General features: G+C 38.9%; 8 protein-coding genes. 4 read left to right on the top strand and 4 right to left on the bottom strand.

All coding sequences use genetic code 11. From position 1 onward, the window contains the following. Positions 1-343: 343 nt before the first annotated feature. The 3 genes from acs to ACFIM8_RS03515 form a co-directional block, all read right to left on the bottom strand. The gene (acs, locus tag ACFIM8_RS03525; RefSeq protein WP_375606592.1) at positions 344-2,287 is read right to left on the bottom strand and encodes an acetate--CoA ligase; all 1,944 of its coding nucleotides are present in this window, start codon (positions 2,285-2,287) and stop codon (positions 344-346) included. Positions 2,288-3,199: 912 nt separating this feature from the next. Next, positions 3,200-3,493: a hypothetical protein gene (locus ACFIM8_RS03520; protein ID WP_375606591.1), complete on the bottom strand. Its 294-nt coding sequence runs from the start codon at positions 3,491-3,493 to the stop codon at positions 3,200-3,202. Between the two features lie 1,100 nt (positions 3,494-4,593). Beyond that, positions 4,594-5,283 (bottom strand): YggS family pyridoxal phosphate-dependent enzyme, encoded by a 690-nt coding sequence (locus tag ACFIM8_RS03515; protein ID WP_375606590.1) that lies wholly within the window; start codon positions 5,281-5,283, stop codon positions 4,594-4,596. A gap of 165 nt (positions 5,284-5,448) precedes the next feature. Between ACFIM8_RS03515 and leuS the strand changes: the two genes are divergently transcribed. After that, the gene (leuS, locus tag ACFIM8_RS03510) at positions 5,449-8,091 is read left to right on the top strand and encodes a leucine--tRNA ligase (RefSeq protein WP_375614528.1); all 2,643 of its coding nucleotides are present in this window, start codon (positions 5,449-5,451) and stop codon (positions 8,089-8,091) included. After that, positions 8,078-8,674: a hypothetical protein gene (locus ACFIM8_RS03505; RefSeq protein ID WP_375606588.1), complete on the top strand. Its 597-nt coding sequence runs from the start codon at positions 8,078-8,080 to the stop codon at positions 8,672-8,674. Before leuS ends, ACFIM8_RS03505 begins: the two co-directional genes overlap by 14 nt. On the opposite strand, the gene fsa is transcribed toward ACFIM8_RS03505, so the two are convergent. Beyond that, positions 8,671-9,324 carry a fructose-6-phosphate aldolase gene (gene fsa, locus ACFIM8_RS03500; RefSeq protein ID WP_375608607.1) on the bottom strand — a complete coding sequence of 218 codons (654 nt, stop codon included), beginning with the start codon at positions 9,322-9,324 and terminating at the stop codon, positions 8,671-8,673. The two genes, ACFIM8_RS03505 and fsa, sit on opposite strands and share 4 nt — an antisense overlap. Positions 9,325-11,333: 2,009 nt before the next feature. On the opposite strand from fsa, the gene ACFIM8_RS03495 reads away from it, so the two are divergent. Then, complete coding sequence (locus ACFIM8_RS03495) at positions 11,334-13,541, top strand: primosomal protein N' (RefSeq protein ID WP_375614527.1); 2,208 nt, start codon at positions 11,334-11,336, stop codon at positions 13,539-13,541. 99 nt (positions 13,542-13,640) lie between these two features. Beyond that, positions 13,641-13,763 (top strand): hypothetical protein, encoded by a 123-nt coding sequence (locus ACFIM8_RS03490; protein ID WP_375614522.1) that lies wholly within the window; start codon positions 13,641-13,643, stop codon positions 13,761-13,763. Positions 13,764-14,794: the final 1,031 nt, after the last annotated feature.

The raw sequence follows: 14,794 nt of genomic DNA, 5'->3' as shown, positions 1-14,794 counted from the left end.
TGTTTATGATTTTAGCAGGAATTTCAAAGTGATTCTAGCATAAACATCAGAACTATTTTTCCTTCTTACTCAGAGGTTTTTTTGCACTGAGTGGACATTGGGTGATTTTAAAAAGCTATATTGCTCTTTTTATCTTACTTTCTTATTCTTGTTCGTATCCCAATCCTCAGGTTTTGGCTTAAATTATTTCTTACCTCTCATGAAGAAAAGCGTTTGTTGTTAGAATGATTGAGCTTTTCATGAATTGTTTTGTTTTTTATTATCCTCGGTGGTTTTCGTAATAATGCTGAGATAATTTTAGCAAAAAACAAAAACCACCGTATGTTGTATTTCGTCGTGTTTTTTAGTTTTGTCGGTTGGCAATCAGATCTTCAACAACTTGTGGTTCGGCAAGGGTTGAAATATCTCCGAGAGTATCAAAATCGTTTTCAGCGATTTTTCGTAAAATACGTCTCATAATTTTCCCTGATCGTGTTTTGGGAAGCTGCGGAGCAAACTGAATTTTATCCAATATGGCAATAGAACCTATTTCTTGTCTCACATGCTTGATAAGGTCTTTTTGCAATTCTTCACTTGGCGCTGTTCCTTCCATGAGGGTCACAAAACTATAAATTCCTTGTCCTTTAATGGGATGCGGGTAACCCACAATAGCTGCTTCTGATACAGAGGGATGAGAAACAAGGGCTGATTCAATTTCAGCGGTTCCTAACCTGTGCCCCGAGACATTGAGTATGTCATCAACCCGTCCTGTGATCCAATAATAGCCGTCACTATCGCGCTTACAGCTATCGCCTGAAAAATATTTTCCTTTATAGGAGGAAAAATAAGTTTGAATAAAGCGTTCATGATTCTTATAAAGTGTGCGCATTTGTCCGGGCCATGAATCACTGATACAAAGATTGCCTTCTGCTTCACCTTCTAAAACATTGCCTTGGGCATCAACAATTTGGGGTTGAACACCAAAGAAAGGACGTGTGGCCGATCCTGCTTTGAGGGGGGTTGCACCGGGCAGGGGCGTGATCATATGCCCCCCTGTTTCTGTTTGCCACCATGTATCGAGAATCGGACAACGGTCATTTCCAATTATATGATAAAACCATTCCCATGCTTCTGGGTTAATAGGTTCTCCTACTGTGCCTAAAAGACGCAACGATGTTCTGTCTGAGTGTTCAACAAACGAATTTCCTGCTCCCATTAAGGCGCGGATAGCTGTTGGTGCGGTATAGAGTGTATTGACTTGATGCTTGTCGACAATTTCCCAGAATCTGCCTTTGTCAGGAAAGGTTGGTGTGCCTTCAAACATTAAAGTGGTCGCACCATTGCATAAAGGTCCATAAACCAAGTAAGAATGACCGGTTATCCAACCAATATCAGCTGTGCACCAGTAAACTTCATCGGGGTGGTAATCAAAAACATATTGGTGAGTTATCGAGGCAAAAATAAGATAGCCTGCTGTGGTATGCAAAACACCTTTGGGTTTGCCGGTTGAGCCTGAAGTATAAAGAATAAAAAGTGGATCTTCAGCATTCATGGGTTCTGCTGGACAGTCTCTTTGGGTATGAGCTATCTCTTCGTGGTACCAAAAATCACGCCCCTCTACCCATTGAATGGGGCCACAAGTTCGCCGTATAACCATGACTTGGTCCACATGCACATTTTGGCGCGCGGCTATCTCAATGGCATGGTCAACGTTGTCTTTTAAGTTAATCCGTTTGCCGCCACGCAAGCCGTGATCAGCGGTAATCATAAAGGTTGATTCACAGTCAACAAGGCGTCCTGCTATTGCTTCAGCAGAAAAGCCTGCAAAGATAACCGAATGAATGGCTCCAATGCGGGCGCAGGCAAGCATGGCATAGGCTGCTTCGGGTATCATGGGGAGATAAATGGTTACTTTATCGCCTTTCTTAATGCCACGACTTTTCAAAAGATTAGCAAAACGACAAACATGTTCATAAAGTTCGTTATAGGTTATTTTTTTATCATGATAAGGATTATCCCCTTCCCAAATGAGCGCGATTTTGTCTCCATGGGTTTTCAGGTGGCGATCAATGCAATTATAAGCTACATTTGTTATCCCATCTTCATACCATTGAATCGATACATCTCCGTTAAAAGAAGTGTTTTTTACTTTTGTAAAAGCTTTAAACCATTCAATGCGTTGACCATGTTTTGCCCAGAAGCTTTCTGGATCATCGATGCTTTCTCGATACCATTGTTGATAAGTTTCCTCATCGAGTAAAGTATTTTTTTTGATCTCTTCTGATATTGGATAAATTTTTTCGGTCATGTTTCCCTCATTTTATTGTTTAGAAAAATCTGCCTCTGTATTTTTGTATGGTTATATTTTGGCAGAGTTTTCCCAAAAGCTTTTCATTATGAGGTTAGACTAAATGACAAAGATTAGAATAGTCAATTTTTAAATCTGATACGTTTGTCTTTAAGAGAGTATTTTATGCTTTTAGGATATTCAAATATGGCAAAGGCTATTGCGGTATAGAGCTTTTTATAAAAGCATAAAGATATTAAAAACATACCCCTATAAAGGAGAGGGAATGAGAATGCTTTTTAAAAGAATAAATTTACTAAATATTAATATAAACCAAAATATCTACGCAAAAAATTAGAAATAAAGAACATAATAAATGACGATAATGCCATTATAATAGACAATCTCCAACCTACGCCATTGAATATTTTAAAAGAAATGGCAATTATAGGAGTAATTATAATTAACATGCAAAACATTCTTACAATTTCATAGTGAATATCCATTATAACAAAATCCTAGTTATAGTATGTGATATCAATAGATACCTCTGAAAATTATTTTTTCAGTGTACTTGGAACTCATCCAATAAATATTAATATAAACCGAAATATCTACACAAACTATCAAGAATAAAAAACACAATAACTGACAATGAGGCTATTTTTATAGATAGTTTCCAACTGTAGCCACCAATTTTTTTTAAACCAATAGCATATATAGGGATAACGACAATGAGAATGCAAAACAGTCTTATGATTTCATAAAGAATATTCATTATAACAAAATCCTGATTATAAGAGGTGATCCGCAATAGATATCCCTGAAAAATATTTTATCCATAGATGTAGATATTTAACTTTGGTATATTCTTTCAAGTATACTTACAAAACTATTAATTTCAGAGATATCTTTGTCGCTATTCTCTATAAATTAGAACCAACACTCACGACCTTTTTCTATAAAGCCCCAAGCAGCACCTCCTATGTATCCCAATGACAAAGCTCCCATTCCACCTGTAAATGCACCTACTGGTCCCCCAGTTATACCACCTTGAATTGCACCAACTACTCCTGCCGGAAATCCTACTTCGCTGCCACGTGCATTCATGTGAGACATAAAAGCACCAGGACTACATGCATTTCCATGAGTAGGTCTTGAATTGTGCGAATGACCAAAAGAAGGCTTTGTCGCCATATGACCGAATGTGTTGAATGAACCAAACATATTAATTCTTCTTAATTATCTACATTAAAAGTAGTATCACAATGATACATTTCAAATGGCTATCGCGTATTTTTAGAGAAATGTCAAAGATAAACTTTAAAAATAACAATAAAAATACTGTATAAATAATAACTATAATATGTATACATGAAATCTTCTTCTTAAGAAGATAATAATATTATTTACAATATTTTAAAATATAAGAAATATTCCCTGTTTTTCCTTAATTAAAGTTTAAAATCAGAAAAATTGCGCATATGAAAAGTTGAATTTTTTCTATTTGTTTACGAGAAATATAAAGAGATATCGTTATTGAAATCTGCTTTGTTGCTATTGTTTTTCTTGCATGTATTATGCGCACATGCGTGGGATTCGTTCTTTTATTTTTCAGGCGGATATTGACCGTATTTTACGCTTTGTAGAGCATAGAAAGTCTCTATGCTATCGTTGGACCTTATAGATTGCTATCATGTTGTTTAGCGCGGTTCTTGGTGCTCTATTGGGTATTTGAGATGTTTATTTTGCTCAAGTGGCTTACATGAAAGAGTTTTGTTACTGTATTATGCAGCCATAAGCTTTTTTTATCTACTTTACGCCATTGGCATATGGGGAAATTGTGTGCGCGTGTTGGGGAAGTTAAGAGAATTCGTGGTTTTTAATGGAGATCATTGCGATGATCTTATTAAATATTCTTTTGTAATTATTTATTTCGCGACAGTTTTTTCATTCATGCGCAACGCCCCTCTTATCATTTTGCCTTTATATAAGGATTTATTTTTTACGTTGCTTTTGCTGGAGAGGCGGTCAGAGGGGAGTAAAGTAGAGCTAATGTGCGAGAATATGAGAGCCAAATTGTAACGCTATCTTGAAGCTATTGTATGTGTTGTGGATGTGCCGGTAAGAAATTTGAGAAGACCAGCTTTTTTGCTTATTTTGCTAACAGGATGAAAGAGGGACTGGAATCTTTTTTGCTAGAATTGCTCTTTTATTGATATTGAAGGAAATATTTTTTCTCATTTCTGCTGTTTTGGGCTTGTTCGTAGAATTTTCAATGGGAATTTATATGAAGGGGGAGTGAATTTATATGAGAGGGAATTGCTTTACACAGGGCGTTTTCCAAATAAAGCAGAGCCAATGCGAAGGACGTTAGAGTCAAACTGTAGAGCGGTTTTGAAGTCACTGGACATACCCATGGAAAGCTTTGGAAGACCTGCTTGTTTTGCTAATTTTGCTAAGAGCGCGAAATAGGGGCCGGGGTTTTCATCGACAGGGGGAATGCCCATAAGTCCGATGATATCAAGTCCATAGTTGTTTTTGCATTGGTTGACAAAAGATATAGCTTCTTGTGGTGCGATACCACTTTTTTGCGGTTCTAAGCCAATGTTAACCTGAACATAGCAGGGAAGATGCCTTTTTTGCTTTTGCATTTCCTCCATCAAAACTTTGGCTATTTTTGCACGATCAACCGTTTGAATGACATCAAAAATCTTTACGGCTTCAGCAGCTTTATTGGACTGTAGGGGGCCGATGAGATGAAGTTTAATATTTTCAAATTGTTGACGTAAAGCAGGCCATTTTTGTGCTGCTTCTTGTACACGGTTTTCTGCAAACAAAGATTGTCCTGCTTGCAAAAGGGGTCGTATATCAATAGCAGAAACAGTTTTTGAAACAGCGATAAGTTCAATTTCTTCTACAGGGCGTTGTAACTCTTGGCATATTGCTGCAATATCTTTTTGAAGGTTTTGCCATGATTCAATGGAAGGGGCATCAAGGGGAGTTTGTATCTTCATATGTTTGTGCTTTATCGTTGTTGTTCAAGAGTTGGTCGTTTTTTTTAAAGTTTTATAAAATACTTAGGGAAATATTTCACGAAAATGTTGACGATGAGGTTAATCCATGATCAAGCATAATAAAACAAGTTTTTGGTTCTGTTTTATTAAAAGAGTATAATGGGAATGACGATTGAGCATTATAAGATAGGCGAACGCTATAATCCACGTGCGAGAGAAAAAAAATGGCAAGAAATTTGGGATGAAAAGAAAATTTTTCAGACTGTCCAAGAAGATGCTCGTGAAAAATATTATGTTTTAGAGATGTTTCCTTACCCTTCTGGCCGTATTCACATGGGGCATGTGCGCAATTATGCCATGGGAGATGTGGTTGCACGCTATAAACGCGCAAAGGGGTTTAATGTGCTTCATCCCATGGGGTGGGACGCTTTTGGGATGCCGGCTGAAAATGCTGCTATGCAAAATAAAGTGCATCCTAAAACTTGGACTTATCAAAATATTGCGGTCATGCGCGGGCAATTAAAACAATTAGGGCTCTCACTCGATTGGGCGCGTGAATTTGCAACTTGTGATGTGGAATATTACCACCGCCAACAAATGTTGTTCCTGGATTTTTATCAAAAGGGATTGGTGGCGCGTAAAGTGGCTAAGGTGAATTGGGACCCTGTTGATCATACTGTTTTGGCCAATGAACAGGTTGTTGATGGACGGGGATGGCGTTCTGGTGCGTTGGTGGAACAACGTGAGTTGACCCAGTGGTTTTTCAAAATTAGCGACTTTAGTGAAGATCTCTTGGCTGGGCTTGAAGAGCTGAACCAATGGCCTGAAAAAGTTCGCACCATGCAAAAAAATTGGATTGGAAAATCACAAGGTTTGCTGATTCGTTGGGCTTTAAAGTCGACAGGTGATGCTGGTGATGTTTGTGAAAAATTTGATGAGGTTGTTTGTTATTCAACGCGCCCTGATACACTTTTTGGTGCTTCCTTTTTAGCGCTGTCTGTTGATCATCCTATTGCACAAGCTTTGGCAAAAAAAGACAAAGCGTTGAGTGATTTTATTGAAAATTGTCGGTGTGGTGGAACGACAACGGCAGCTCTTGAAACAGCTGAAAAACAAGGGTTTCTCACGCCCCTTTTGGCTGTTCATCCTTTCGATTCAACGGTGCATATTCCCGTTTATATCGCTAATTTTGTGCTTATGGACTATGGAACAGGGGTTGTTTTTGGTTGTCCTGCTCATGATCAGAGAGATTTCGATTTTGCGTGTAAATATGACCTTCCAATAAAACCGGTGGTTTTGCCTTTAGGAGTTGAGAAAGAAGATTTTGTCACACCTGAAGCGCCTTATGTTGGTGATGGGGTGATGATTAATTCTAGATTTTTGGATGGTTTAACACCCCAACAAGCCTTTGAAGAAGCAGCCAAAAGGCTTGAGAAACAAATGTTCAATGGGCAACCGCAAGGGAAGAAAACAGTGCAATTTCGTTTGCGTGATTGGGGGATTTCACGGCAACGTTATTGGGGGTGCCCCATTCCCATGATCCATTGTACAACTTGTGGGGTTGTTCCTGTTCCGCGTGCTGATTTGCCGGTTGTATTACCTGATGATATTACTTTTGATCAACCAGGAAATCCTCTTGCGCGGCATGAAACATGGCAGAATGTTGCTTGCCCGATCTGTGGTCAACCTGCCAAACGTGAAACCGATACCATGGATACATTTGTTGACTCTTCTTGGTATTATGCACGCTTTACGGCTCCTTTTGCATCAGAACCGGTTGACAAACACGCAACCGCTGAATGGTTGCCTGTGCAACAATATATTGGTGGAATTGAGCACGCGATTTTGCATCTTCTTTATGCGCGCTTTTTTATGCGTGCCATGAAATTGTTAGGTTATGTGACGGTTGATGAGCCTTTTAAGGGGCTTTTTACGCAAGGGATGGTGGTGCATGAAACCTATAGGGATGAACAGGGTTGGGTTTCTCCAGCAGAAATTTCGATTGTTGAAAAAGATGGAAAGCGTCAGGCTTATAAATTAACCGATCAAAGTGAAGTGACGATTGGTTTGATTGAGAAGATGTCTAAATCAAAAAAGAATGTTGTTGATCCTGACGATATTATTGCATCTTATGGTGCTGATACTGTGCGCTGGTTTGTGTTGTCAGATTCTCCCCCCGAGCGGGATGTTATCTGGACAGAATCTGGTGTTGAAGGGGCTCATCGCTTTGTCCAGCGTGTTTGGCGCCATGTGGCTTTGAGTGCTTCTGTTTTAAAGGATATATCCCCTTGTGCAGGGCATCAGGGAGCGGCTTTGGAACTCTCAAAAGCAGCCCATCGTACGCTCTATGCTGTAGAAGATGATTTGGAAAAATTCGCTTTTAATCGGGCTATTGCACGCCTTTATGAATTCTTGAATATTATGGCACCGTTGTTAAATAGGATAGAAAGTGTTGACGATGAAATGAAAGCTTCTTTACGTCAAGCTATGGATTTTTTTCTTGCCATGATTGCACCAATGATGCCTCATTTAGCAGAGGAATGTCATGCGGCTTTAGGGGAAGAGACTTTAATGTCTACGCTTGCTTGGCCTGTTTATGATCCTGCATTAATCGTTGAAGAAAGCTATACTTTGCCGGTGCAAATTAATGGTAAAAAACGTGGTGAGGTGACTGTTGCAGCAACAGCGAGTGAGACGATGATTAAAGAAGCGGTTTTAGCTTTAGATTTCGTACAGGCGCAGCTGATTGAAAAGCCCGTGAAAAAAATCATTGTTGTTCCAAAAAGGATTGTGAATGTCGTTCTTTAAAAGTTTTCTGCTTGTCGTTTTAGCTGGTGTATTCACACTGTTGTGTGGATGCAAAGTTGAGCCGCTTTACCGTCAGGAGTCGCAGAGTTCAATGGCGATGAATTCTGCTTCTTATGGGAATTCTTCTTCTGGGCAAGCTTCTTTGGGGCTTGCGCAAAAGCTCGCCTCTATTGTTGTGGAAGAACCTTCAGATCGTTTTGGTCAAATGGTGCGCAATCATTTACTGTTTCTTTTGTATGGGAATGGGGGTAAATCTTCTCTACCGGCTTATCGATTAGCATTGCAGACATCCGTATTTACAAGAGAATCGATGCAGATAGAGGTTGATTATGATAGAAAGAGAGAGGGACGACCTTCTGTTGGAACTGTTATGAGCAGAGCTTCTTATACTTTGCAGGATATGAAAAATATGCCTGTTGCAAAAGGAACAGCAATGATGAATGCATCTTTTGAACGCCTTCGTCAAGAATATGCAACGCTGCAAGCAGAAGAAGATGCAAAAAAACGTGTCGCGGAAGAGTTGGCTGAACAGATCTTTTTGTTACTTTCAAAAGATCTTTCCAATAAAATTTCTAGCCATTAAACAATATTTTGTCCTGTTTTTTTCCAGTCGTCGAGGAATATTTGCAATCCTTTATCGGTGAGAGGATGTTTGACCAGGGCTTTTAAGACTGTTGGTGGAACTGTTGCAACGTCAGCACCGCTTAGTGCTGCTTCTTTGACATGATTAACGGTGCGGATTGAAGCGGCTAAGATTTGTGTTTCAAAGTTATAGTTATCATAAATTGTGCGTATTTCATGAAGCAGTTCACTTCCATTATTTCCGCAATCATCAAGTCTCCCAATAAAAGGTGAAACGAATGTCGCGCCTGCTTTTGCTGCTAATAAGGCTTGATTGGCAGAAAAACAAAGGGTGAGATTTGTTTTTAGTCCTGCTGCTGTGAGGGCTTTACAGGCTTTTAATCCATCAAGTGTTAAAGGAAGCTTGATACAAATATTGTCGGCAATCTTTGCTAAAACAGCCGCTTCTTTCATCATGTCTTCAAATTGAGTTGCTGCAACTTCAGCAGAAACAGGTCCGCTAACGAGAGCACAAATTTCTTTTGTAACATCAAGAATATTGCGTCCTGATTTTAGGATAAGAGAGGGATTGGTGGTAACACCATCAACAAGGCTTAAATTCTGTAACTCTTGAATTTCTTCGATATTGGCGCTATCCACAAAAAACTTCATATCTAACCTCTTCTTTTTAGCTTTTATCCTATTTTTTGTTATGCGCTATTGTTGACGGCAAAAGCAAGAGAAAGAATTAATATCTGTGTAAAGAACAAGAATGCTATGATGTTAATCATATACTCGTTTTCGGTAAAGAAATACGATTTATCGTTTTCACACCCATTTCATAGTGTTGCTCGTAATAAGGTATAGAATTCATTGCGTACCAACATTTTTGCGTAGCGGTATTTTTATACTTATGAAAATAGGCTAGCATTATCACACACTTTGCTCATTTCTTATTTGCGATTGCTCTTGATATTTGAGTGTGCATCATAAGATACCTTCGGTACGTTTAACCTTATTTTTGATGAAAACGAATGGATTCATTGTGTCGTAATAAAACACCATTGAAGAAGGCATGTAAAATTTTACGCATGAAGTATTTTATATGGTCAACATATTGATTTATAATGATAAATAATTGTTTAACTTGAATTATAACGCCAAAGACAGAAAGATTTTCTCATCACGTATTTTGCTTTATATTGAATCAATTAAAATCACTTGTTTGCACGTCATAAGAGGGGCAGGAATGTGGGGAATAAGTATTTCAGAAAGTACTCAAGATGCTTCTTATGAATTGTTTCAAGTGCTAAGGGGGGGGCAACATTCATGAGCTGGCAAGGTATGTGATGGGTGCTGGTTTACTCCTTTGTGAAGCGTAAAGATGGTGGTGATCAGTGGATTTATCATTATACCATTCATGGTTTGCGTTGCGAAAAGGGCGTGGATTTGTATGAGAGTTTGATAAATATTTAGAGAAAGGAGCTGTATCTTATAAATTAGCTTACTTTAGGAGGGAGATATGAATCACATAAAGAAGTTGTAAGTCCGTTTAGGAAGCAGGATTATTTACAAAACATTATGTACAGGACATTATTTATAGATCGGCGGGGTTAAGAATCTTCATTTTTGAAATGTGGCGAGGACCCTCAATTGATTTATGATCATTGGAAGTTCCATAAGATGATGAGAAAAATGGGCTAAAATAGCGTTTAATGTCTTAGAAATTTCATTGGAAAGATCTTTTGACAATAAAAATCTGTATAAACAATTTTTTAACCCTATACTTTTGTACTGCATTGCATTGATTCATAAAGATAATTCACTTTTTGTATGTTGAATGAGAACGCCGAATATCGTAGATTCTCTCATTCTAAACCTGTTTGATGTTGAATCAATAAAAATCATTTTCTTGCAGGTGACAAACGGGAAAAGCCGTGGAGAGTGAAACTGTCCAAGAAAGAAGAGAAGATACCTTTTATGAATCATTTTAAGTGCCAAGGGGCTTGTTGGCAACATCCACGAGCTGGTAAGGTGTGTGTTGGTACCGGCTTATTGCTTGTATTGTTGTTGCGTAGTTTCAACTAGGTTGAAAAATGTACGCATTGTTTCCACGCTTTGGCATGAAGCAAGACAAATATTGCCAAGACAAATATTGCGATGGTTTTGCGCACTATTATCCCACCGGTACTCAAAAACATGGCGTACTCTCTCTCATTAATAAAGATTTACAAATGTTCCTCGATGGGTTTGAAATGAGAAAAATTTATCGTATTGAGGGGTTTTCATTCAACATACAAAAAGTGAATTATCTTTATGAATCAGTTTATTGAGGATTAAATTGAAACATGAGGCGCAAAAAAAATAAAAGTTTTTGTGTTAAGAATAAGTTGCACTATGGGATAGTGTTGTGGAGGGGGATACTTACGATATCATGTTGAATGTTTATAGTGATGGGCTTTATTTGCACTGGAGAATGGCGCTGTTTTTTTTGCTATAGAGGATGAGATTGGTTTTTTGTTGGTGCTTTGATGATGGGATGAGTGTTTAAAAGAATTTTTGTGAGAAAAGTGCTGTGATAGGAGGGAAAGATTGAATCCCGCAATGAATTTTAATTAAGAGTATTTAAAGATAACGTATAGACCTGTTGGTGCTAGAGGGGTTGTAGATTGGTTAAAAAGATGAATTCAAACATGATGGAGGAAAAGATTGTATCCGTATTGGTTCCTCTTCCTGTTGCTCACCCTTATAGTTATAAAGTTCCATCTTCTATGGAGGTGAACGTTGGGTCTTTTGTTCGGGTTCCGGTGATGGGACGCGAAGTTTGCGGTTTTGTTGTGGACGTTGAAGAAAAGAGAGCCGATGGGCAAGGGGCTGCACCTGTGGCGCGTGAAAAATTACGCTTTCTTCTTCATGTTTTTGATTGCCCCCCATTAAAGACAGAAATGATCACATTTTTGCGTTTTGTTAGTCGCTATACAATGGCACCTTTTGGTCTTGTAGCGCGATTGGTTTTGTCTGTACCGGCTGCTTTAGAGCCGGAAGCGCAGATGCTGGGGTTGCGATATTGTGGTGGAAATGTAGAACGTCTCACACCAGCGCGATCGCGGGTTTTGGAATTGGTGCGTAATGAGAAGATATGGACACGTTCTGGTCTGGCACATGCGGCTGGAACTTCGGTTTCTGTTGTTGAAGGTTTAAAAGCTCTAGGGGTTTTCGAAGATGTTATGGTTCCTGCTCCTGACCTTGTGGAAATGCCTGATCCTGATTTTTGTCCTCCTCAGTTGCAGGGAGCGCAAAATGAAGCAGCAACAGTATTACGGGAAGGTGTTTTATCTTCTCAGTTTCAAGTTTTTTTGCTTGATGGTGTGACTGGATCTGGAAAGACAGAAGTTTATTTTGAGGCGGTTTCTCAAGCCTTCAAAGGCGATAAGCAGGTTTTAATTTTATTGCCGGAAATTGCTTTAACTCAGCAGTTTTTAGATCGTTTTTATGCGCGCTTTGGCGCTGCGGCAGCAGAATGGCATTCTGATTTGACGCCACGTCGTAGAGAACGCGTCTGGCGGCAAGTCGCAGAAGGGCGGGTGCGTGTTGTGGCTGGGGCTCGTTCGGCGCTTTTTCTTCCCTTTCCTAAGCTTGGCTTGATTGTTGTCGATGAAGAACATGATAGCGCTTATAAACAAGAAGAGCGCATTTTTTATCATGCGCGTGATATGGCAGTTGCTCGGGGCTCTTTTGAGCATTTTCCTGTTATTTTATCCTCAGCCACACCGTCGATTGAAAGCCAAGCCAATGTTTTAAAAGGGCGTTATCAAAAGGTGCATTTACCATCCCGTTTTAAAGAAGTCGCACTTCCACAGTTGCGGGTGGTTGATATGCGTCAAGGAGGGGTGCAAAAGGGGCGCTTTATTTCTTTTGCTCTTGAAAGAGCTTTAAAACAAACGCTTGATAAGGGTGAACAAGCTCTTCTTTTTCTTAATCGCCGTGGTTATGCACCTTTAACTTTATGCCGAATTTGCGGACATCGTTTTCATTGTAACGATTGTTCAAGTTGGTTGGTAGAACATCGCGCGCAAGGGCAACTGAAATGTCATCATTGTGGATATCATCAACCGCTTCCTGAAGCCTGTCCTGAATGTGGAACTTTAGATCATCTTGTAGCTTGTGGACCGGGTGTGGAAAGAATTGCAGAAGAAACAAAAATGCTTTTTCCACAGGCACGATCATTGATTCTTTCAACAGATCTTAAAGGGGGAATTGGGCAGTTGCGAAGCGAATTGCAAGCCATTGCCAATGGCGATGTGGACATTATTATTGGAACACAGTTGGTCGCTAAAGGACATCATTTTCCCAAGCTCTCTTTGGTTGGCGTTATTGATGCTGATCTTGGTCTTGCCAATGGCGATTTACGCGCAAGTGAACGTACCTATCAGCTGCTTTCTCAAGTTACCGGAAGAGCAGGGCGTGTGGGATTGAAGAGTTTAGGATTATTGCAAACCTATCAACCAGATCATCCGGTCATCAAAGCCTTACTTGCATGCCAGCCAGAAGATTTTTACACACGTGAGATTGCAGCACGTCAGCATTATCATTTGCCCCCCTATGGGCGGCTTGCCTCTTTGATTGTGTCGGCACAACAGCGCCAAGCAGCAGAACATTATGCGCGCGCATTGCGTCAAGCAGCACCACGGGAAAAAAATATCTTTGTTATGGGACCAGCAGAAGCGCCTTTGGCTTTGGTTCGGGGGCGTTATCGTTTTCGGCTTTTGCTGAAAGGACAGCGCTCTTTTGATATACAAGGGTTTATACGTGTAATGCTTAGTAGTATACCCAAAATGCCCAGTTCCGTTCGGGTTCAAATTGATATTGATCCGCAAAGCTTTTTCTAAAACCAGTATCGCATAAAGCGAAGGTCTCTTTGCTTAAGGTGCTTTACTTGAACTCTTCTTATTATTCAGAATAAGCATCCAAGCAGCAAAATATGATATATGTACATTGCATTAAGCAGCGCCACGGGAAAAAATATCTCTGTTATGGGACCAGCAGAAGCGCCTTTGGCTCTGGTTCGGGGGCGTTATCGTTTTCAGTTTTTGCTGCTTTTTTTATTTTAGGGGCAATATTCTTTGTATAAGGGGGCAATGCTTAGCGGTATACTCCAAAATGCTCAGTTCTATTCTGGTTCAAATTGATATCGATCCATAAAGCTTTTTCTAAAGTCTGCGCAATATTAAAATGAAGGGTGTGGATTTAAGAAGATCGTGTTTTTGATGTTGTTTGACAGTCAAATCTCATACAGCAGCATGTAACAGAAAATAAAATGTTTTTGTACTGTACGAGTCGTTTTGATGTTATACCCAATTAGAGTGAAAAATATTATATCTGCTTTATTTATCTTTGATGAGAACACAGATTCATTTTGGAGCGTAAAGGTAAAAATGAGCGTCTATCGTTACCATCTTTTTATTTGATTTTATCGTTTTTAAAAGCGTTCATAGCAATATTTTTTATCATGGAGCTGTTCCAGTTCTTCACGCTTTTATTACCCTCATTTTTTAATGGGGTTGCGTTTTTCATGCGAAGCAGAGAAACCAAAACAGAATATTATTGTATTGTTACATTTCTTGTTTAAGTAAATGTTTCTCAGTACGCTCGAATTCATTTTACGATGTTATCCGTGAATAATATAATGTAAGGGCTTTCATGAATGCAGAAGCTGTTAGGGAGTGCCACCTTTATTTTATAAAGTACTGGTTGGCACCATTATATTATTTTAGCTCTTAATCTTACGAAAGCTCTTAGTCCTTGAGAGCGTTTATAAGAGATGTTTTTTCTTTAATCATTTTATCCATCTTCCTTACTTGTAATGGAGCAAGAGAATGATTTTGATCAAAGGATTTGAAATGAGAGAATCTTACGATGTTGGGGAGTATTCAGTATGAAGAAAGAAGCATTATCATTATAAATCAATGCATTGTATATTTAAGTTGTATATTTAAAAAGTGTTTTTAAAAGGAAATAATTTGGTGAAATGTTTTCAGAAGCGTGGGTATTTGAAGAAAAAAGATCAAATTTTTCTTAATTTTAAGAGGGATATCAGTTATTTTTTCTTGCTTATGAGTTTGAAATAACACATTTTTTCAGT

The organism is Bartonella sp. AC535YNZD (genome assembly GCF_042196625.1).
Classification (GTDB): domain Bacteria; phylum Pseudomonadota; class Alphaproteobacteria; order Rhizobiales; family Rhizobiaceae; genus Bartonella.
The sequence above is the reverse complement of the archived record's forward strand: the minus strand, read 5'-3'. Positions and strand labels throughout refer to the sequence as shown.